The organism is Corallococcus macrosporus (assembly GCF_017302985.1).
Taxonomy (GTDB): Bacteria; Myxococcota; Myxococcia; order Myxococcales; family Myxococcaceae; genus Corallococcus; species Corallococcus macrosporus_A.
In genome coordinates, this window is record NZ_JAFIMU010000007.1 from 226,075 (window position 1) to 245,464 (window position 19,390).

Sequence of the window (19,390 nt, forward strand, 5' to 3'; positions counted from 1 at the left end):
CCATGAAAAGACAGTCGCAGCTGGCCTTGTTCGCGGTGTTCGCTGTCATCCTGATACACACGCGTCCGGCCCAGGCGCAGATTGCCGCCGCGCACGTGTATCACAATCACATGCCCAACTTCTGGGCGTACTACGACCTGACCCAATACAACGCGACGCCGGTGGGCGGCCCGATCCGCTACGCGTATGACGGGCAGGTCATCCAGATAAAGCAGTCACCGCCGGCCAATTACACCTACTTCCTGCCGTCGGGCGCGCCCATGCCGCACGACGACCTGGTGACGTACTACTCGCACCACGCGAAGGTGGGCGCGTATCAGTTCTGGCCGCCGGACGTCGCCGCGGACATGAAGGCCAATGCCTCCACGGGACAGATTCACGTCACCATGTCCGGCGCGGTGGTGAACAACGTCAACGACCTGGTCACCCGCAAGAACGTGTCCGGCTACGACAATGCCAACTGGGGCGCGACCTGGAGGGACCGCTACGCCAACCTGCGCACGCCCGCGGGCAACCGCTCGCTGGACCTCATCCACTTCACGGGCCACCACTCCATGGGCCCGCTGGTGGGGCCGGACTACTTCCTCAAGGACCTCATCTACCAGAGCGCCACGCTGTCCCAGTCGTACTTCCTGGGCAGCGGCTTCACGGCCTCCAAGGGCTTCTTCCCCACGGAGCTGGGCTTCTCCGAGCGGCTCATCCCCACGCTGGCGAAGCTGGGCGTGAAGTGGGCCGTCATCGGTGACAACCACTTCTCCCGCACGCTGAAGGACTACCCGTTCCTCAACGACCCGGGCTCCGACACGCTGGTGTCCCCGCCCAACCGCGCGGACCTCCAGAACACCAGCACCGTGGGCGCCTGGGTGAGCGAGTCCATGGCGCACGAGCAGCAGGTCATCCGCAACAAGTACCCCTTCGCCTCCACGCCGCACTGGGTGCGCTACGTGGACCCCGCCACGGGCGCCGAGTCGCGCGTCGTGGGCATCCCCGTCAACCAGAACGGCTCCTGGCTGGAGGGCTGGGAGGGCCAGGCCACGGTGGACGTGGTGGGCCTGCGCAACTTCGAGGGGCTGACGCCCCAGAAGCAGTTCTTCGTGCTCGCGCATGACGGCGACAACTCGGGCGGACGGGCGGGTTCGCTCGACACGTGGCTCAACGGCCGCTCCGTCACCTGCACCGGCGGCGTGCAGTGCCTGGGCATCGACGAGTACCTGGTCAACAACACGCCGGCCGCCTCGGACGTGGTGCACGTGCAGGACGGCTCGTGGGTGGACACGCGCGACTCCTCGTCGGACCCGCAGTGGCACCACTGGCGGCTGCCCTTCGGCATCTGGAAGGGACAGTTCCCGGCGTTCAACTCCGCCACCGGCCTCAACCTGGCGCCCAAGACGAACCTGAGCGGCATCCAGGAAGGCATGACGGTGTCGCTGGAGCACGGCTGGCACTACCTGGAGCGCAACTTCGCGCTGCTCCAGGCCGCGATGAACTACGCGAAGACGGCCGAGCAGGTCTGGCTGGATGCGCACCCCAACTACTGGAAGCCCACCACGGCGCTGGATTCGCAGGTCACGCACGCGGGCAACCAGCTCAACCCGTGGATGCTGTCCTTCCCGGTGAAGGGCGACGCGGCGAACGACTGGGCGGGCGGCGCGAACCCCGCGGAGCTGGCCTGGTACTTCCTCCTGCCCGCCATGGACTCCGGCTTCGGCTACTACGACGAGAACGTGGACGACAACGTGAAGCCCACGCTGTCCTTCAACCAGTCGCTCTACTTCTCCAAGCCGTACGTGCAGGACCGGCTGGCGCAGGACCGCACGGGCCCGTCCGTCTGGTGGCCGCAGCGCTGGCCGTACAACCCGGGCAGCGCCAACACGGACAAGTCCGAGGGGTGGACGCTGCACCACTTCGACAACAACTTCGCGCTGTATACCTACGCCTTCGACGTCAGCGGCATCACCAGCATCAAGGCGCGCGTGCGCGTGCACGCCTCGAAGAGCATCGACCCGCTGGACAACACGCCTCGCGTCCATGACCCGGCGGCGCTGAAGGCGGCGGGCGTGCCCAACATCGACCCGGCCCGCGTGGGCGCGTGGGTGGACTACCCGCTCCAGCGGCGCGAGCTGCGGCCCGTGATGAACGGCGTGGCCTGGCAGCCGGCGCACCTGCCGGTGATGCAGAAGGTGGCCGCGCAGGAGATTGGCGACCTGTACTACGCCTACCTGAGCGCGTACCGCGACCAGGTGCTCGACTACTACATCGAGGCCACCGACTCGCGCGGCAACGTGACCCGCAGCGAGATCCAGTCCGTCTACGTGGGCGCGGGCCGGTACCGGCTGGAGGGCGGCAAGTACATCGAGGACCTCAACGGCACCGTGACGGGCACCTACCCGTTCCTCCGCGTGGACACCACCGCGCCGTCCGTCCCCACGGGGCTCGCGGCGACGCGCACGGACCGCTCGGTGACGCTTGGCTGGACGGCCTCCACGGACAACGTGGGCGTGACGGGCTACCTCGTGTTCCGCAATGGCACGCAGGTCGGCACGCCTGCGACGACGAGCTACACCGACAGCGGGCTCACGGCGGGGACCGCATACAGCTACACGGTGAGGGCGCGCGACGCGGCGGGCAACACGTCCGCGGCGAGCAGCGCGCTGTCCGTCACCACCCTGCCCCCGGACACCACGGCGCCGTCGGCGCCCTCGGGGTTGAGTGCTTCGGGCGTCACCAGCTCGTCGGTGGTGCTCGGCTGGACGGCCGCCACGGACAACTACGGCGTAAGCGATTACCTCGTGTTCCGCAATGGCACCCAGGTGGCCGCGCCCACGGCGACGACGTACACGGACACGGGGCTGTCCTCGAGCACGGCGTACAGCTACACCGTGAAGGCTCGCGACGCGGCGGGGAACACCTCGGTCGCCAGCGCGGCGCTCTCCGTCACCACCGGCCTGGGGTACACGACGACGGTCTATTACAAGAAGGGCTTCACGACGCCGTACCTCCACTACCGCCCCGCGGGCGGCACGTGGACCACCGCTCCCGGCGTGCTCATGCCGGACGCGGAGGTGGCGGGCTACGCGAAGTACACGGTGAACCTGGGCTCCGTGCAGCAGTTGGAGGCTGTCTTCAACAACGGCAGCGGGACGTGGGACAACAACAACGGGAGCAACTACCTGTTCCCTGCGGGCACCTCCACGTTCAACGCCGGAGTCATCACGGCGGGCGGCCCGGTGAATGACACGACCGCGCCCACGGTGCCTTCAGGGCTCACGTCCCCGTCGAAGTCCGCGACGACGGTGTCGCTGAGCTGGACCGTGTCCACGGACAACGTGGGCGTGACGGGCTACCTCGTGTTCCGCAATGGCACACAGGTCGGTACGCCCACGGCGACGACGTACACGGACAGCGGGCTGTCCTCGAACACGGCCTACAGCTACACGGTGAAGGCTCGCGACGCGGCGGGCAACACGTCCGCGGCGAGCACCGCGCTCTCCGTCACGACGAGCACGGGCAATACCGCGACCGTCTATTACAAGAAGGGCTACGCCACGCCGTACCTCCACTATCGCCCCGCGGGCGGCACGTGGACGACGTCGCCGGGCGTGGCCATGGCCACGGCGGAGGTCGCGGGCTACGCGAAGTACACGGTGAGCCTGGGCTCGGCCACGCAGCTGGAGGCGGTCTTCAACAACGGCAGCGGGACGTGGGACAACAACGGCGGGCTCAACTACTTCTTCCCCGCCGGCACCTCCACGTTCAACGCGGGGAGCATCACCTCGGGGGCTCCGTCGCTGGACACCACCGCGCCGTCGGTGCCTACGGGCCTGGCGGCACCTTCGAAGACGGCGACCACCGTGTCGCTGACGTGGACGGCGTCCACCGACGCCAGCGGCATCGCGGGCTATGACGTGTATCGCAATGGTTCGCTGGTGGGCTCGCCCACGACGGCGGGCTACACGGACACGGGGCTGACGGTGGGCACGGCGTACAGCTACACCGTGCGGGCCCGGGACACGGCGGGCAACGCGTCCGCGCTGTCCTCGGCGCTCTCCGTCACCACGTCCACCAGCGGCGCCACGGTGACGTTCAACGTCACGGCGAGCACCGTGATGGGACAGAGCGTGTACGTGGTGGGCAGCGTCGCCGCGCTGGGGAGCTGGAGCCCCGCGAGCGCCATCCTGCTGTCCGCGGACAACTACCCCACGTGGGGCGCGGCCGTCGGGCTGCCGGGCTCCACGGCCATTGAGTACAAGTTCATCAAGAAGGACGCCGCCAACAACGTCACCTGGGAGAGCGGCGCCAACCGCACCCTGACGACGCCGGCCACGGGCAGCACGACCGTGAACGACACCTGGCGCTGAGCGGCTGACACCTTGCGGCGGGCCTGTCGCATGGGGCCCGCCGTAAAATGAGCGGATGGAACGACTGCCGGAGCAGGTCATGCAGGCCCTGCGGGAGCTGCTGGCGGAGGCGCCGGAGTACCGCGTGGGGCAGGCGCTCGCCATCGCCACGGCCCGGACGACGGGCTTCTTCGATCCCTTCTCCGTGGAGGACGCGGCGCTGCTCAAGGCGCTCCAGCAGCTGACCGCGGAGGCTCGCGCGCGCAAGGGTCTCCTCTTCCCCAAGGAGGGCAGCCTGGAGGCCTACGTCGCCGAGCCGCACGATGGCCTCCTGTTCGGGTGGATTTTCAACCTGGCGCAGTGGGGCCACCGTCCCCTGGCCCTCGCCGCCTTCGCCGTGGCCGAGCCCTGCCTGGGCATCTGGCAGTACGGCGTGCCCGAGGATGCACCCTGGCAGCACCACTTCGCCAACGCCGCCGAACCTGCCGCCGCGATGAAGGCGCTGCGGCAATGGCTTGCGGATCCGGCGACGCCCCTCGAACCGCACCTGAAACCCTTGAACCGGCTCATCGTGAAATCGAACCTCATCGCGAGCGATCCCGCTCAAAGCGACGAGCGCATCGGGAAGCGCCAGCGGTGCGTCGCCGCCGGCCAGGTGCTGCTGCATGCACTCAATGCAGCGGCATGGACGCCGGAGCAGCCCACCCAAGGTGCTCCGGGCGAAGCCGAGCGGCAGGAGGAGGCGGCGACGAGGCCGCACTGGGAAGCCTGGGAAGCCGTGCGCTCCTTCCTGGCCGCTCATCCAGAGGCCAGCGAGCAGAGCGTGAGGGAGCATGTGCGGCGCGTGGTGCTGGCGCCGTGAACCCGGCGTCCGCTGAAGCGCTTGCGATTGACCGTTGAAGACGCGTGCCCGTGACGTGGACGGACTCCACCGACACTGCCTGCATCGCTGGCCATGACGTGTGTTCCCGTGGCGGCCTGGACCGCCGCGAGGTGTAGTGTCAGGCCGTGGAGGGCATTGGGTGAAACCACGGATCGCCGTGACGGCGGATGACACGGATTGGCGGATGCCGGTGGGGGGCCCCGGGCTGCTCTTGAACGTCCCGTCCCAGGGCGCGTGGCTCACGCGGCCCCTGCTTCATGTCGAAGCCACGCGGCCGTACCTGCTGCGGGTCATCCTCGGCGGGCAGCCGCTGTTGTGGATGCGCGTGGATGACTGGTGGAACGGGTGTGCCTGGTTGCGTGGCCCGGCGCAGCTCGCGGACGCGTTTCCTCGCATCCTGGCGGAGGAGGCCCGGCGTCCCCCCGACCCGGGCTCACCGGGATGGTGGGCCGCGTGGACCCGCTGGTGGATCCACCACTTCGAGACGTCCGAGCCGTCCCTGCTCCACGCGGGACGCTGGTGTCTGCGGCCCCTCCAGACGGTTCCCCTCCCGCAGGCGCAGGGCTACCCCACCGTGCCCATGGCCGGGCCGGGCGCGTTCCCCGCGGCGCCCTGCGGGCTCGACGCGGCGCTGCGCTTCCTGCCCTTCCGTTCGGAGGACTGGTCCTGGGCGGAAGACGGCCAGCTTCCAGAGCGCCGCGGCGGAGTGATGCCATTGCGCGCACCGTCAGCGCAGGACGATGGGCGCATCAAGGCGTGGCGCAAGCACGCCCGGGACGGAACGCTGCCGCCGGTACTGCTGATGTACTTCGCCCTGGTGGAGCGCTGGCTCGTGGTGGATGGCCACGACCGGCTGCACGCGGCGCTGCTGGAGGGACGCGAGCCACCGCTGCTCGGCCTCTGGTCGTTCCAGGAAGTGCCGGTGGTCGAGGACCTGTCCACGCTGTTCCGCCAGGAGGGGTCCATGAAGGCGGCGGAGCTGCGGCTGCGCGCGAAACCCGGCGACGTCGACGCGGTCAATCGCAGCCTCCTGCGCGACCACGCCCCGGTTCAACGGCTCGCGGTCACGCGTGCGTTCCCCCTGCGCGGAGGCGCCGCGACGTGGAATGCGGAAGCGACGGCCTGGCGGAAGTGGGCAGACCTCACGGTGCAGCCGGATGACTGGGCGGGATTTCTCACCGGATGAGCGGCGGCGGCGCGCACCGCCGACACGCGCGTCTGTCTTCACTGCCCGAGGAAAAACAGGGCTCGGAAGCGCTCAAAAAATGTCAGACCGACCCGGTATGAATCTCCCTGCGCGACGCCATTCCGGGCGTCGCCGAAAGGGTCGCTTCCACAATGAACAGGTCATTGATTTCCCTCGGGCTTCTGGTCGGCATGACGGGGGTCGGCTGCGCGGGTCTCGACGAGGCCGAGGCCGTGGAGTCCTCCGTGTCGACGGACGCGACCTCCGAGGTTGCCCAGGGGGTGACCACCCAGGTCACCGGCACCAGCGTGGTCACCTTCGTCGCCACGTCGGGCAACGAGACAAAGCCATACGACCAGTCCTTCACGTCGGTGGTGGCCTACACGCGGGATTCGACGACCGGGGCGTTCACGGCCTATCCGGGCACGGGCGCCGCGGACGGCAGCATCTCCGTGCCGAACGTCCCCTCCGGCCGCATCTACCTGAAGCTGGGCTCGCGCTACCTGGTGAGCACCAGCCGCACGTTCGACCTGGGCTCCACGGAGTGGGGCCGCGATGGCACCTTCGTCTCGTCGTTCACCCCCGTGACGGTGTCCGCCACCGGCCTGTCTCCCTGGCAGCCGGGGGACTACCTGGAAGTGTATTCGTTGAACCCGGGCGCGTTCGGCTACGTCAACACCGGCGTCACGGGGTTCCCCCAGGCGGGCGCCACGTCGCTCTCCGGGCTGACCTTCAATTACGCCAACATGGCGAACCCGGTGCGGATCGACAGCAGCCTCGGGGACGTGTTCTCGCTGGCGCAGATGCGGTTGCAGACGAGCGCGAATGGCGTGTCCTACCGCGCGATGCACAAGGTGCTCGACACGAGCTTGACGCTGGTGGAGGGACAGCCCGCCACCTTCAGCGGGACCTTCACCCAGCCCACCGCGACCGGCACGTTCTCGGTGGACTGGAGACGGTCGGCCTTCGAAGCCCTTCGCACCCAGGTGAACCCGGACGCGGTCAGCACGTACAGCGAGATCTGGATGTCCGCCCGGCCGGCCGCGCTGAGCTCGGCGGGCGCGTCCATCAGCGGTCAGCCCCTGCTGGTGAAGCTCAATCCTGACACGCAGCGGACCGACCTCGTCACGGGGAGCATGACGTACAACAACCCGCTCCCGGCGACGTGGCAGAAGGTGGCGCTCGCCGCCGCGGGCTTCACGAAGAGCTACGCGCTGGGAAGCGCGACGCCCTACACCATGAGCGTGGACATCCGCGTGGACCAGGAGGCGAGCGCGTTCACCGCCGCGCCCGTGCAGCCGCTCATCGGGCCGGTGCAGGCGCCCCTGGTGAACACGCGCGGCGCGTTCCAGAACCTCACGGGCGTGGGGACTGACGCCTCGCTGCGCTGGTCGAAGCCGCTGGTGGGCACGGCCACGAACTACGTGGTGAACATCTACCGGCTGGGCACGAGCAACGGCTCCACCACCGTGACGCGCGTGACGTCACTGCACACGGACCTCCAGAGCGTGTACCTGCCCCCGGGCGTGCTGCAGGCGGGCCAGACGTACTTCGCGGAAATCCAGAGCTGGTACCAGCCCGGCTCGGACCTCGCCACGAGCCCGTTCAAGCGCGCGCTGCCCCGGGCCCGCGCCAGCGTGCTCACCGGCACGTTCAGCCCGTAGCCACTGAAGTCCCGGGGAAGGGAGGGAGTCCGCTCCCTCTCTTCCCCACGCCGGGGGAACGTCGGCGCGGAGGTCGACAGCATGCAGGCTCCGGGGGACGCGAGGACGAAGCCGCGTCCCCCCCGGAAGCGGCTACCCCCGCGGCGCGGCGGGCGTCAGCAGCAGGTCGGACAGGCCGGGCCTGGAGCGGCGCAGCAGGTCCTCCAGCGAGTACTTGTCCAGCGTGGCGAGGAACGCGTCGCGCGCCTCCGCGAGGACGCCCTTGAGGCCGCACGCGGGCGCGATGGGACAGGTGTTGCGCTCGCGGTCGAAGCACTCCACCAGGTGGAAGTCCGGCTCGGCCGCGCGCACCACCCGGCCCAGCCGGATGTCCCCCGGGGCCTTCGCCAGCAGCACGCCGCCCGCGCGCCCCGGCCTCACCTCCACGTCGCCCTGCTGCGCCAGGGTCTGCACCACGCGCACCAGGTGGTGCTTGGAGATGCCGTAGGCGTCCGCCATCTCCTGCGTGGACGACGGCCGGCCCGGTCGCGCCGCCAGGTACATGAGGACGCGCAGCGAGTAGTCGGCGTGAAGGGTCAGGTGCAAGGTCAGGCGGCTCCGGCGACGGGCCCTGCTCGCGGGGTGCTGGGCAGGAAGGCATCCGCGTGGATGTCCTTCAGGGAGAACCCCGTGAGGAAGAGCTTCTTGCGCAGGGATAGCACCGCTTCGGGATTGCCGCAGAGGAACGCCCGCCAGCCCACCGGACGCTTGGGGAGGCTGGCCAGGATGCGCGCCTCCAGGGGCCCCTCCTCCACGTCCCCACCGCCTCCGGACAGCACGAGGGGCCGGTAGTGGAGGTTCGGGTGGCGCGAGGCCAGCGCCCGGAGCGCATCCACGAGGTACAGCCCGCGCGGCTCCAGGGCCCCGTGGAACAGGTGGATGGGCCCGGTGTGCCCCGCCTCCAGCGCGTCCCGCACGATTCCGTACAGCGGCGCGAGCCCCGTGCCCGTCCCCGCGAGCAAGAGCGGCGCCTCCGGCTGCCCGGGCACGTAGAAGCAGTCCCCGGCCGGGCCCTGCAGGTGCATGCGCTCCCCGGGCCGCACGTCCCGCGCGAACCAGCCGCTCATGGCGCCCCCGGGCACGAGCCGCACGTGGAGCTCCAGCCGGCCCTCGCGAGGCAGGCTCGCCAGCGAGTAGCTGCGCGCGAGCCCGTCCGCGCGCACCACCGTGACGTACTGCCCGGCGCGGTAGTCGAGCGGCGCCTCCACCTCCAGCCGCACCGCGAGCACGTCGCCGCTGAGCGACTCCAGGTCCACCACGCGCGCGGGGACGCGCAGCTCCGCGGCCCCCGCGACCTCCAGCGCCGTGCCCTCCCGCGGGCGGCAGGCGCACGCGAGGAAGTAGCCGCGCGCCTTGAGCGTGTCCTTGAGCCCCACCTGCGCCGCTTCAGGCACCGCGCCCGAAGTGGCCCGCATCAGGCAGGACTGGCAGGCCCCCGCCCTGCACGCGTGCGGCACCTGCACGCCCTGGCGCAGCAGGCCGTCCAGCACCGTCTCTCCGGGCTCCAGCGGGTACCACGCGGACTCATGCCGTACCTTCGCCATGACGTGCCTCCTGTCCTGCTTCAGCGGTTCAACACGTCCGCGCGCGCCCCTTCCGCGACCGCCATCACCTGGCCCACCAGCTCCGCCGGCACGCCCAGCTCCTCCAGCGTCTCCTTCAGGTGCCCCACCACCGCGTCGAAGTGCATCGCGTTCAGCCCGCGCGCCACCAGGTGCTTGTGACCCGCGCGCATGTCCTTGCCCGAGTAGTTCGACGGCCCCCCGCACACCATCGTCAGGAACGCCTTCTGCTTCGCGGCCTGGCGCTCCATGTCCACGTCCTCGAAGAAGTGGTTGATGCGGTCGTCGCCCAGCACCTTCCGGTAGAAGACCTCCACCGCCGCCGCCATCGCCGGCTCCCCGCCAATCCGCTCGTACACGCTCGCCATGACTTCGCTCCCTTCCGGGCCCCGGGCCCTCAAAGATGCATACTGAATGCATCTTTTAGGGCACGGCCGTCAAATCACGCGCATCGGGCTGGCTTCACCCACCTGCGCGTTCGCCTTATGTCCACGGTTCTCAGGCGGGCAGCAGGCCCCGCGCCCGGCGCACCACGCGCTCCATGCCGCTCTTCACGTGGTCCAGCGGCAGGAAGCGGTTCACCGGCACGGGCTGGTAGCCCAGCGGCCCCAGGCGCCTGCGCAGCGCATGGTTGGCGCGCAGCGCGCGCAGGTGCCGCGCCGTCTCGCGGGTGTTGAAGATGATGGACAGCGACACGGAGACGTCGTCCGGGCCGTTCTTCACGTAGTGCGGCGCCACGAAGGGGATGTGCAGCGCGTCCCCCGGGCCGAACGTGTAGCGCGTGGCTGTCTGATCAAACGTCTCCCGGTAGCTCACCTTGGAGCCGGAGCGCGCGACGAAGGCCTCCAGGTCCGCGGCGGGGACCACCGCCTCGTCCCACGCCTTCGAGATGTGCACCGCCTTGGTGCCCCGGAACTGCATCAGCAGCGTGGAGTAGCGGTCCAGGTGGAAGGGCGTGACGCTGTTGGGGGACGCGATGAAGAGATACAGCATCGGATCCACGGCGCGCGTGCCCACGCCCTGCGCGCGCATCAGGTCCTCCACCTCCGACAGGAGCGCGCGGTACAGCTCGTGGAAGCTGGGGTCCTGCTCCGGCGCGCGGAGCATGATGTACGAGTTGCTCGTCATCATGTTCTCCACCGTGTCCTTCAGCGACAGGCCGGTGCGGTAGTCCACGTGCGCGCGGTCGAAGTCCGCGTCCTTGGGCAACAGCCCCGAGCTGAAGAACACGTTGTCCGAAGGCAGCCGCTGCACCACGCCCGCCAGGTTCTCCAGCTCCAGCGCGGGGTGCCCCAGGAGCGAGTGACGGCACCGGAAGGACTCACGGTCGAACTGCAACGGCGACCCGACGGCTTCGAAGATGCGCTTCACGGAAGTGGGCTCCTCGCCGCTGTCAGCGGCAGGTGTTCACTCGATGCCACCAGAGCGCGGGCACGGATTCAAATTGGGGCGTTTTGCCCCATCCCTCCCTGGGCTTCCGCCCCGCGCGCCCCTGCGGCCAGGCTGCCTGCCCGCCCTGCCGCCGCCCTGGGGGGAGGGGCGAGCGCATCCGGGAATCATGCCCATGTTTCCTTCATCACCTCTACTGGGAGGAAATGACATGGCGCTGGAGGCAATCCTGTTGTGGGCGGTGATCGGCCTCATCGCTGGTTGGCTCGCGTCCGCGGTGGTTGGCGGTGGCTACGGCCTCATCGGAGACATCGTCGTGGGCGTGGTGGGCGCGTTCCTGGGAGGCTTCATCCTTCGGGCGCTCGGCACGGGGGCTCCGTTCGGCGGCCTCGCGGGCACCATCTTCGTGGCGTTCATCGGAGCGGTGGTCTTGCTCCTCATCCTCCGGGTCATCCATTCGAGCACGGTCCGAAGGGTCTGACCCGAAGGTCCAAGCCAGCAGTGACTTCTCGCGCGGGCGCGCAGGCGCTTCCGCGCGAGAGGTGTTTTTGGGGGCTGATGACTGGGGACACCAGGGCCTGACGGCAGTCATCAGGCCCATGGCCCTCCGGCCCCGCGGCCTGTGAGCAATTCCAGGAGCTTGTCTCTTCGAGATGCGTGTGGGGCGCGTGGCATGCGCCGTGCTCTAGCCCCCCACATCGCTGAACCGGCCGGCGCCGCACGCTGGCCCCTTCAATCTCGAGGAACCCCGCCATGGCGCTCTCTCCCCTGTCGAAGCCGTCCGTTGCCAGCTCCTCCTTCTCGCCCCGCACGTCCGCCCCGGAGCTCTCCAGCCCGATGATGCGCCCCGCGCCGGTGACGGCGGATGCGGTGAAGGGCCAGGGCGGCGCGGGTTCGCTCCAGCGGATGTTCCAGGCGGATGGGTTCGACGGGCCGGTGGGCGTGGGCAAGAAGGGCGGAGACCCGCTGTCCCAGCTGCGCGAGCTGGTCCAGATGGTGACCCAGCTGGCGCAGATGCTCGGCGCGCAGGGTGCCGCCGGTGCGGCGCAGGGTGGCGCGCAGGCCGGCGGCGTGCCGGACCTGGGCGGCGAGGGCGTCACGCCTCCCGCCGCGGAGGGTGCCCGGACCGCGGTGGCCCCCCAGCAGGAGGCGCCCGTCTCCAAGCCCCAGTCCGTGGGCGGCCCGGGCGCGCCGAAGGGCAAGAACACCCTCACCCTCAACAACGACGGCGACAAGCCGATGACGGTGAACTTCACCCCCAACGCGGGCGAGAAGGCCATCGACTCCGTGACGCTCAAGCCCGGTGAGAGCAGGACGGTGCAGTTCCCGGACAACTGGTCCGGCAACTTCCGCAGCGACAACGGCGACGGCAAGAACGCGACGCTCGGTGAAGTGAAGTTCGACGGCGGGTTCGGTCAGACGTACTACGACGTCAGCTACATCGAGGGCCACAACGCGGCCATGACGATGCAGCCGGAGGGCGGCGGCCGCCTGTCGGGCACGATGGAGAACCTGCTCGCCTCCGCGCCTGACTCCGTGAAGGCCAAGGGAGCGGACGGCGCGGCGTACGGCATCAAGAAGAGCACCACGTCCAACGTGCAGGATCCGGAGGTGGTAGACTTCTTCCGCAAGCACGTCGGCGCGGATCAGGGCTACGTCATCCCCACGGATGACGCGAGCACGCTGGGCAGCAACAACAGCAACCTCGTCGTCCACATGAAGAACCTGGCCTGATTCCCCCCTCGCGAGGCCCCCGTCCATGAGCGTCCGCCTTCCGTCTGGTCTCCCCCGCCCGGGCCTCCCCCTTCAGGGCCCCGCGCAGGAGAAGGGTGAGAAGGCGCAGTCCGGCGAGGGCAAGACGCCGGGCAAGGCCACCGGCAAGGGCGTCCCGGCCAAGGGCGGCCTCTCCGTCAAGGGTGGCGCCGCGCAGGGCGCCTCCGGCAAGGCCAGCGCGGAGCAGGCCGGCGCCCAGGACGGCATGGACTCCGCCGTCCGCTCGGGCGAGGCGGAGCGCAACGAAGGCGGCGGCGCCCGGGCCGCGCCGCAGCAGGACGGGATGGCGGCCGGCACGTCGCGCGGCGCCGCCGGGCTGGCCGCCCTGGAACAGCCCCCTCCTCCCGCCCAGACGCTCCAGGCGCCCGCGCAGCCCCAGCCTCCGCCGGTGGTCCCGCAGGTGGAGGTGGCGCCCCTCCTCGCGCGCCAGGCCGGCACCTCCGAGTCCGCCAATGAGCGCACCGCCTCCGACGGCCGTTCCCAGGACGCCGCGCGGCAGGCGCTGGAGGGACGCGCGAAGCTGCGCGTGGCCATCCTCAACCGCCTCCACCGGGGCCTCACGGAGGTGGAGAAGAAGCTGGGCGCGTTCCTCGCCAACCCCGGGCGCCAGGGCGTCGTCACGCTGCCCGTGGTGCTGAGCGAGAGCTCCGTCACCCACGAGTGGTGGAAGTCCGCGAACGCGGTCCCCGAGGACCGGGCCTACCTGGCCCAGGCCCTGGGCGAGCCCGGCTCGGTGGATGACGCCACGCTCTTGGGCACGCTGCGCGAGGAGGTGCGTCAGGCCTTCGCGGAGTTCCCCCGCACGCCCGCGGGCGTGGAGGCGCGCAAGCTGTACGACGCCGTCCTCCAGAAGTACGAAGCCGCCCGCATCCAGCCCGTCATCTCCGGCCACGACACCGGCCCGCTGGTGGAGGAGTGCGCGCGGCTGGGCCTGACGTACGGCAAGGACTTCACCCGCTCCCTGCTCCTGTCCCCGTGGATGCTGGCCATCAGCCAGAGCCCGGACGAGGGCTCGAAGACGCAGGTGATGGTGGCGGGCCTCACGCTGCCCCAACTGGGCGCGCTGGTGGGCCACCTGCGCCAGTTGAACCCCCTGCTCAGCAACGCGCAGCTGCGCGCGCTGCTCGTGCGCGCCTCCACGGACATGAAGCTGTCCCTGCGCAAGGTGCTGGGCCAGCAGGAGGTGGAGCAGGTGCAGGCCCTGGCGAGGCAGCTGCTCCGGCTCCAGGCCGTGCAGCGCCTCACCGTCTGACAGCGCCTTATGAGGACTCGCGGCCGAAGTTGGCCATGGCGCGCGAGCCGCCGCCGTCGGTGTTGCCGAGCGCGACGGCCTTGAGCCCGCCCTCCGCCGCGGCCTGGGCCTCGGAGGTGCCATTGGCGCCCTCCACGAGCATCATCCCGCCGCCCTGGTGCTGGTTCCAGCTGATCTCCATGGAGTCCGCCAGCCGCTGCGCGTCCGCCGGAATCTTGGTGCCGGTGCTGGGGTCCTTGAGCAGGTAGCGGCCCTGGTCGTCCTTGCCCTCCACGGAGACCCAGTGCGCGCGGCCCGTCTCACCGGGCTTCGTCGTGGGGTCCACGAGGCAGGAGTCCACCTGCACCGCGGCCTTGCCGCCGCGGGCCAGGGCCTCGTCCAGGGCCTTCGTGTCCAGCTTGGACGACGTCTGCGTCACCTTCACGCCCTGGTTGGCCAGCATGTTGGACAGCTCGTGCGGCGAGGTGCCCTGGCCCTGCGTGAAGCGCGACTCCAGCGCGTCCATCTTCTGCGCGTCCGTGCCGGGCTGCGTCTTGCTGGTGCCCAGGTCGTTGCCCAGCATCACCGCCACGGCGGCGCCGCAGTTGTTCTGCTTCGTCTGCTTGAGGACGGCGGGGTCCGTGCCCACCGCGTCCCAGCCCCCCAGCTCCGGGGCCTGGGGCGCGGCCGCGAGCGTCCCCGGGATGCCCAGCTCCTGCGCGGTGGCGCCCGCGTTCACCTGGAAACGGTTGGCCCACGCCGGGTCGGCGGCCAGCGCCGCGGCGAAGGCGTCCGTGGCCTGCTCCAGTTGCACGGGGGTGGGCGCTCCCTCCACCTGGGAGACGACCTTCTCCTCCGGCAAACCGACCTGCTGCGCGGTCTGCTGGGGCTGGGCGGACGGCTTGACCTCCGCCAGCTGCTGGAAGGTACGGAGGAGGTTGGTAGAGAGGTTCACGCTCACGGTGGGGGCTCCGGAGGGGGATGGGGGATGCCATCCTACCCGGGATGCCGCCCCGTGTTAAGGGTCCCCGGACGGATCCAACCCGTGCTTGCGCAGGAGTTTCCGAAGGTAGACACGGTCGATGTCCGCCTCGCGGGAGGCCCGGGAGATGTTGCCCTCGCAGCGCTCGATGAGGTTCTTGAGGTAGTCGCGCTCGAAAACTTCGATGAGGTGCTCCTTGGCCTCCTTGAAGGGCAGGTCCAGGTCCGGGCCCTTGCGGCCGTCCGCGCCAGAGGAGGCTTCCAGGTCCGGCAGGGCCTCCTCGCCCAGGTTGACCACCTGCTCCACCACGTTGCGCAGCTCGCGCACGTTGCCGGGCCAGGGGTACTGCATGAGCAGGGCGCGCGTCTGGTCCGACAGCGCGCCGGGCGGCCGGCCCATCTGCTTGAGCATGTGGTCGATGAGGAACGGGATGTCCTCCGGGCGCTCGCGCAGCGCGGGCAGCGTGACGCGCAGCACGGCGAGCCGGTGGAAGAGGTCTCGGCGGAACTTCCCCTGGTTGACGGCCTGCTCCAGGTTCACGTGCGAGGCGGCCACCACGCGCACGTTCACCGTGAAGTAGTCGTTGCCGCCCACGCGCTTGACCTGCCGGCGCTCCAGCACGCGAAGCAGGCGCGGCTGCAGGTCCAGGGGCAGCTCGCCAATCTCGTCCAGGAAGACGGTGCCGTTCTGCGCGCGCTCGAAGGCGCCCGCGCGGTCGGCCTGGGCGCCGGTGAAGGAGCCCTTCACGTGGCCGAAGAGCTCGGACTCGATGAGGGTGGAGGGCACGCCCGCCAGGTCCACGATGACGAAGGGGCCCTTGGCGCGCGGGCTCTGCTGGTGGATGGCCTCCGCGCACAGGTCCTTGCCGGTGCCCGTCTCGCCGTGGATGAGCACGTCCGCGCCGCCGGGCGCCAGGCGCTCCAGCACGGTGAAGGCCTCGCGCATCTTGCGGCTGTGGCCCACGAGCGCGCCGAAGCTCTCGCGCGAGGACAGGGGCAGCGAGCGCTCGCGCGTGTCCTCCGGCACCAGCTTCAGCTCGGTGGTGCCCAGGGTGATGACGCTGCCGGGGCGCAGCTCCATGGCGGTGAAGCGCAGGCCCTCCACGAACGAGCCGTTGTGCGAGCCCAGGTCCGTGGCGAGGACGTGCTCGTCGTGCACCTCCAGCTTCAGGTGCTGGCGGGAGACGGCCTTGTCGGAGAGGACGATGTCACACGTGGGGGCCTTGCCCACCATGTACGTCCCCTGCTTGAGCGGGTGGGCCTTGCCGGCCTCCGCCCCGGAAAGCACCCGGAGCACCATCCGCACCTGTCCGGCACGGCCCCGGTTCAGGGTGGCCGTGGCATCCAGGAGCGCCTCGTCCTCGTCTGGCGGCAGCGACACGGCGCGGGACGCTAGCACGCCGCGCCACGGCCGCCAGCAGCCGCGCGTGACTGTCTACCGGCGCCGGCCCCGGGGCGGCTTGCGGGCAGGCGGACGCGGGGACTCCGGGGGCAGGGTCTGGAGCCACGAGTCCACCTCCCCCACCCGCGCGTCCAACCCGGACTCGGTGAAGCGCTCCCGGGCGCGGGTGGCCTCGCCGCGGGCCTCCGCCCGGACCTCGGGAGTCTGGCCCGTCTGGTACAGCGCCCGCGCCAGCGCGAAGCCGGACTCCGCCAGCGCGTCCGGGGGAGCGGAGGCGAAGGACACCGCCTGCCGCAGCGGCGCCACCGAGTCACGCGCCCGCCCCAGTCCCAGCAGCGCCTGGCCCACGCCGTCGTAGGAGGGCTGGAGCCCCTCGTCGTCCGCGGGCAGCACCTCGCGCTTGAGGGCCACGGCCTGCTCGTAGGTCTTCAGCGCGTCCTCGTAGCGCTTCATCCCGAGCTGGCACATGCCCAGCTCGTCCAGCGCCTCGCCCATCTGCGGGCTCTTGTCTCCGTGGAAGGCCCTGTAGAGGTCCACCACCGCCTGGGCGTGCGGCAGGGCGCGCGCGGGTTCGCCGGCCTCGCGCAGGGCCAGGGACAAGAGGCCGTGCCTGCGGGCCATGTCCGGGTGCACCGGCCCCACCGCCGCCTCTGTCCGGGCGAGCGAGGCCTCCAGCAGCGGCACCGCGCCCTTCGCGTCGCCGGTGCCCAGCACCAGCCGCCCCAGGAGGAACAGGGCCCGTGCGCGCTTGGGGTGCTCGGGCGGCAGCGCCTTGTCGTAGAGGGCGCTCGCCTCCTCCAGGCGCTTGCGGCCCTCCTCCATGTGGCCCTGGGACATGGCGAGGTTGGCCTGGTTCACCTTCACGTCGGCCTCCAGCACGGGCTCGCCGCCCAGCCGCTGGAGGGTGGCCTCCGCCAGGGCGCCCCAGTTCGCCGCCGGGTCGAAGTGCCGCTGGCCGTCCTCCACGTAGAGCAGCTTGTTGAGGATGGCGACCTTCAGCCGGTCCGCCCGCCCCGCCTCCGCGTCGAAGACGGCGCGCGACAGCAGGCGGGACGCCTCCGGGGACTGGCCCGTCTGTTCCTGGAGCCAGCCCAGATGGAAGCGCATCTCCGCCTGGAGCGGCAGGTAGCCCGTCTTCTCCACGGGCGCCTCCAGCGCCTTCACCGCCGCGAGCGCCGCCGGGTAGCGCCCCGCGTCCACCTGCGCGCGCACCTCCGCCAGCCGGTCCTCCAGCGCCTCAATCGCGTCGCGCAGGGCGGGGTCGGAGGGGCGGCGCTGCTGGTCGGCCAGGGACTCCACGTCCTCGCACTCGTGCAGCGCAGGCAGCGCGTGCACCATGTCCACGGACTTCTCCACCAGGGCGGCGTCCGCGTTGGCGAGCAGGTCCACCGTCGCGCGCAGGTCCTTGCGCCGGCGCTCCAGGCACACCACCTGCCGGTCCAGCTGCTCCTCCGGCTTCACGCCGCTCACGCGCGTGTCCTCGCAGGCCTGGACGCGCTGGTGCTTCCACGCGTCCGCGTAGTGCGTCAGCACCTGCGTGGCGCGCGCGGCCATGCCTTCCGCGAAGGGCTTGCCGGTGGCGCGGAAGGAGGCCTCCAGCCGCGCCCGTGCGTCGCCGGTCCAGACGGTGTCCATCAGCGCGCCCGCGTCCGCGCACACCTGGGACTGCTGCCACGCCACGCCGCCCGCCACCGCCAGCGCGGTGGTCATCGCGCCCGCCGCCCCCGCCCAGCGCCGGCGCCGCCCCAGGCGCTGCTCCTGGGAGAGCGCGTCCAGCAGCGCCTGCATCGAGGGGAAGCGCGCATCCGCGTCCAGCGCCAGTCCGCGCAGCACCGCCTGCCGCACCCAGCCGGGCACCTTCGCGTCGCGCGGAGGCTCGCGGATCAGCGCGGGCGGCGGCGCGACGGCGGCCTTCGCCGGGGCCGCGTTCAGCGACTGCGTGCCGCCCAGCGACTGCGTGCCGTCGGCTTCCAGCTCCGCGCTGCGGCTGGCGGACACGTAGGCCTTGATGCTGCCCGGGTCGAAGGGGCGCGTGCCGTAGAGCGCGCCGTAGAGCGCCGCGCAGAAGCTGAACTGGTCCGTGCGCGCGTCCAGCCGCGAGCCCCGGAACTGCTCCGGGGACATGTAGTTGGGCGTGCCCACCAGCAGGCCCGCCTCCGTGAGCGTGGTGTCCAGCATCCGCCGGTCGGACGACTCCAGCAGCCGGGCCTCCTCCGGCGAGGAGGCGACCTCCGGCCCGTCGCCCACCTGCCGCGCCAGCCCGAAGTCCGTCACGTACGCGCGGCCCGCGCGGCTCACCAGCACGTTGGCGGGCTTGAAGTCGCGGTGCACCAGCCCCGCTTCGTGCGCGGCCTGGAGCCCCCGGCCCGCCTGGAGGTAGCGCTCCAGCACCTCGCGCCAGGACGGCTTCGCCTCCTTCAGCCACGAGCCCAGCGTGCCGCCGTCCACCAGCTCCATGGCGACGAAGACCTGGTCGCCCCACATGCCCACGTCGAAGACGGGGATGACGTTGGGATGGGAGACGCGCGCCATGGCCTGCGCCTCGCGCAGCAGCCGGGACCGCGCCTCCTCGTTGTCGTGGTTGGCGTTGGGGTGCAGGAGCTTCAGCGCGACCTTGCGGTCCAGGTCCGGATCATAGGCGGCGTACACCACGCCCATGCCGCCCTGTCCCAGCTTGCGCAGGAGCAGGTAGCGGCCCACCTGGGGAACGGGCGGGACGTCCTCCGCACGGCGGGGCCCGGAGCCGCCGGTGCCGCGACCCGTGCCGGCACCCGAGCGCGCCGAGTCCAACGGGCCCGTCCCTGCGCTTCCCCTGCCGGTGTCTCGTCTGGTCATGGTCGGTGCACCTGATCCGCGACTCTACCGCCGGCCCTCGTCCGCTCCGAACATCCTTCCGCGATGCGTCAACCACGGCCGCCTGCCTGGTGACGGGGGTCACCAGCG

14 protein-coding genes are annotated in these 19,390 nt (G+C 70.9%); 7 read left to right on the top strand and 7 right to left on the bottom strand.

Going from position 1 to position 19,390, the window contains the following annotated elements:
• Positions 1–2: 2 nt before the first annotated feature.
• The 4 genes from JYK02_RS13245 (at position 3) to JYK02_RS13260 (ending at position 8,070) form a co-directional block, all read left to right on the top strand.
• Complete coding sequence (locus JYK02_RS13245) at positions 3–4,358, top strand: carbohydrate binding domain-containing protein (RefSeq protein ID WP_207051294.1); 4,356 nt, start codon at positions 3–5, stop codon at positions 4,356–4,358.
• A 55-nt stretch (positions 4,359–4,413) separates the two neighbouring features.
• A complete protein-coding gene (locus tag JYK02_RS13250; protein WP_207051295.1) occupies positions 4,414–5,199 on the top strand; it encodes a hypothetical protein in 786 nt (261 codons plus the stop codon).
• 160 nt (positions 5,200–5,359) lie between these two features.
• Positions 5,360–6,406, top strand: coding sequence for a hypothetical protein (locus JYK02_RS13255; protein ID WP_347402484.1), 1,047 nt, complete (start codon positions 5,360–5,362; stop codon positions 6,404–6,406).
• Positions 6,407–6,558: 152 nt separating this feature from the next.
• A complete protein-coding gene (locus tag JYK02_RS13260; RefSeq protein WP_207051296.1) occupies positions 6,559–8,070 on the top strand; it encodes an ABC transporter substrate-binding protein in 1,512 nt (503 codons plus the stop codon).
• Between the two features lie 132 nt (positions 8,071–8,202).
• Here JYK02_RS13260 and JYK02_RS13265 read toward each other — a convergent pair whose 3' ends face one another.
• The 4 genes from JYK02_RS13265 to JYK02_RS13280 form a co-directional block, all read right to left on the bottom strand.
• Complete coding sequence (locus JYK02_RS13265) at positions 8,203–8,655, bottom strand: RrF2 family transcriptional regulator (RefSeq protein ID WP_207051297.1); 453 nt, start codon at positions 8,653–8,655, stop codon at positions 8,203–8,205.
• 2 nt (positions 8,656–8,657) lie between these two features.
• On the bottom strand, positions 8,658–9,653 hold the full coding sequence (locus JYK02_RS13270) for a 2Fe-2S iron-sulfur cluster-binding protein (RefSeq protein WP_207051298.1): 996 nt from the start codon (positions 9,651–9,653) through the stop codon (positions 8,658–8,660).
• A 20-nt stretch (positions 9,654–9,673) separates the two neighbouring features.
• Complete coding sequence (locus JYK02_RS13275) at positions 9,674–10,039, bottom strand: group I truncated hemoglobin (RefSeq protein ID WP_207051299.1); 366 nt, start codon at positions 10,037–10,039, stop codon at positions 9,674–9,676.
• Positions 10,040–10,169: 130 nt separating this feature from the next.
• On the bottom strand, positions 10,170–11,042 hold the full coding sequence (locus JYK02_RS13280) for a JmjC domain-containing protein (RefSeq protein ID WP_207051300.1): 873 nt from the start codon (positions 11,040–11,042) through the stop codon (positions 10,170–10,172).
• A gap of 229 nt (positions 11,043–11,271) precedes the next feature.
• On the opposite strand from JYK02_RS13280, the gene JYK02_RS13285 reads away from it, so the two are divergent.
• The 3 genes from JYK02_RS13285 (at position 11,272) to JYK02_RS13295 (ending at position 14,085) form a co-directional block, all read left to right on the top strand.
• A complete protein-coding gene (locus JYK02_RS13285) occupies positions 11,272–11,541 on the top strand; it encodes a GlsB/YeaQ/YmgE family stress response membrane protein (protein ID WP_207051301.1) in 270 nt (89 codons plus the stop codon).
• A 272-nt stretch (positions 11,542–11,813) separates the two neighbouring features.
• Positions 11,814–12,794 (top strand): hypothetical protein, encoded by a 981-nt coding sequence (locus JYK02_RS13290; protein ID WP_207051302.1) that lies wholly within the window; start codon positions 11,814–11,816, stop codon positions 12,792–12,794.
• Positions 12,795–12,819: 25 nt separating this feature from the next.
• Entirely contained in the window at positions 12,820–14,085 is a 1,266-nt protein-coding gene (locus tag JYK02_RS13295; RefSeq protein WP_207051303.1) for a hypothetical protein, read from the top strand.
• A gap of 7 nt (positions 14,086–14,092) precedes the next feature.
• On the opposite strand, the gene JYK02_RS13300 is transcribed toward JYK02_RS13295, so the two are convergent.
• The 3 genes from JYK02_RS13300 to JYK02_RS13310 all read right to left on the bottom strand — a co-directional run bounded on the left by JYK02_RS13300 (position 14,093) and on the right by JYK02_RS13310 (position 19,282).
• On the bottom strand, positions 14,093–15,025 hold the full coding sequence (locus JYK02_RS13300) for a hypothetical protein (protein ID WP_207051304.1): 933 nt from the start codon (positions 15,023–15,025) through the stop codon (positions 14,093–14,095).
• A gap of 57 nt (positions 15,026–15,082) precedes the next feature.
• On the bottom strand, positions 15,083–16,345 hold the full coding sequence (locus JYK02_RS13305) for a sigma 54-interacting transcriptional regulator (protein WP_242588936.1): 1,263 nt from the start codon (positions 16,343–16,345) through the stop codon (positions 15,083–15,085).
• Between the two features lie 135 nt (positions 16,346–16,480).
• Positions 16,481–19,282: a serine/threonine-protein kinase gene (locus tag JYK02_RS13310; protein ID WP_207051305.1), complete on the bottom strand. Its 2,802-nt coding sequence runs from the start codon at positions 19,280–19,282 to the stop codon at positions 16,481–16,483.
• Positions 19,283–19,390: the final 108 nt, after the last annotated feature.

What these genes read in the sequence shown, in the direction of transcription:
- JYK02_RS13245 (WP_207051294.1), top strand. Translation starts at nt 3, where the DNA reads ATGAAAAGACAGTCGCAGCTGGCCTTGTTCGCGGTGTTCGCTGTCATC.
- JYK02_RS13250 (WP_207051295.1), top strand. Translation starts at nt 4,414, where the DNA reads ATGGAACGACTGCCGGAGCAGGTCATGCAGGCCCTGCGGGAGCTGCTG.
- JYK02_RS13260 (WP_207051296.1), top strand. Translation starts at nt 6,559, where the DNA reads ATGAACAGGTCATTGATTTCCCTCGGGCTTCTGGTCGGCATGACGGGG.
- JYK02_RS13270 (WP_207051298.1), bottom strand. Translation starts at nt 9,653, where the DNA reads ATGGCGAAGGTACGGCATGAGTCCGCGTGGTACCCGCTGGAGCCCGGA.
- JYK02_RS13275 (WP_207051299.1), bottom strand. Translation starts at nt 10,039, where the DNA reads ATGGCGAGCGTGTACGAGCGGATTGGCGGGGAGCCGGCGATGGCGGCG.
- JYK02_RS13285 (WP_207051301.1), top strand. Translation starts at nt 11,272, where the DNA reads ATGGCGCTGGAGGCAATCCTGTTGTGGGCGGTGATCGGCCTCATCGCT.
- JYK02_RS13290 (WP_207051302.1), top strand. Translation starts at nt 11,814, where the DNA reads ATGGCGCTCTCTCCCCTGTCGAAGCCGTCCGTTGCCAGCTCCTCCTTC.
- JYK02_RS13295 (WP_207051303.1), top strand. Translation starts at nt 12,820, where the DNA reads ATGAGCGTCCGCCTTCCGTCTGGTCTCCCCCGCCCGGGCCTCCCCCTT.
- JYK02_RS13305 (WP_242588936.1), bottom strand. Translation starts at nt 16,345, where the DNA reads ATGGTGCTCCGGGTGCTTTCCGGGGCGGAGGCCGGCAAGGCCCACCCG.
- JYK02_RS13310 (WP_207051305.1), bottom strand. Translation starts at nt 19,282, where the DNA reads ATGACCAGACGAGACACCGGCAGGGGAAGCGCAGGGACGGGCCCGTTG.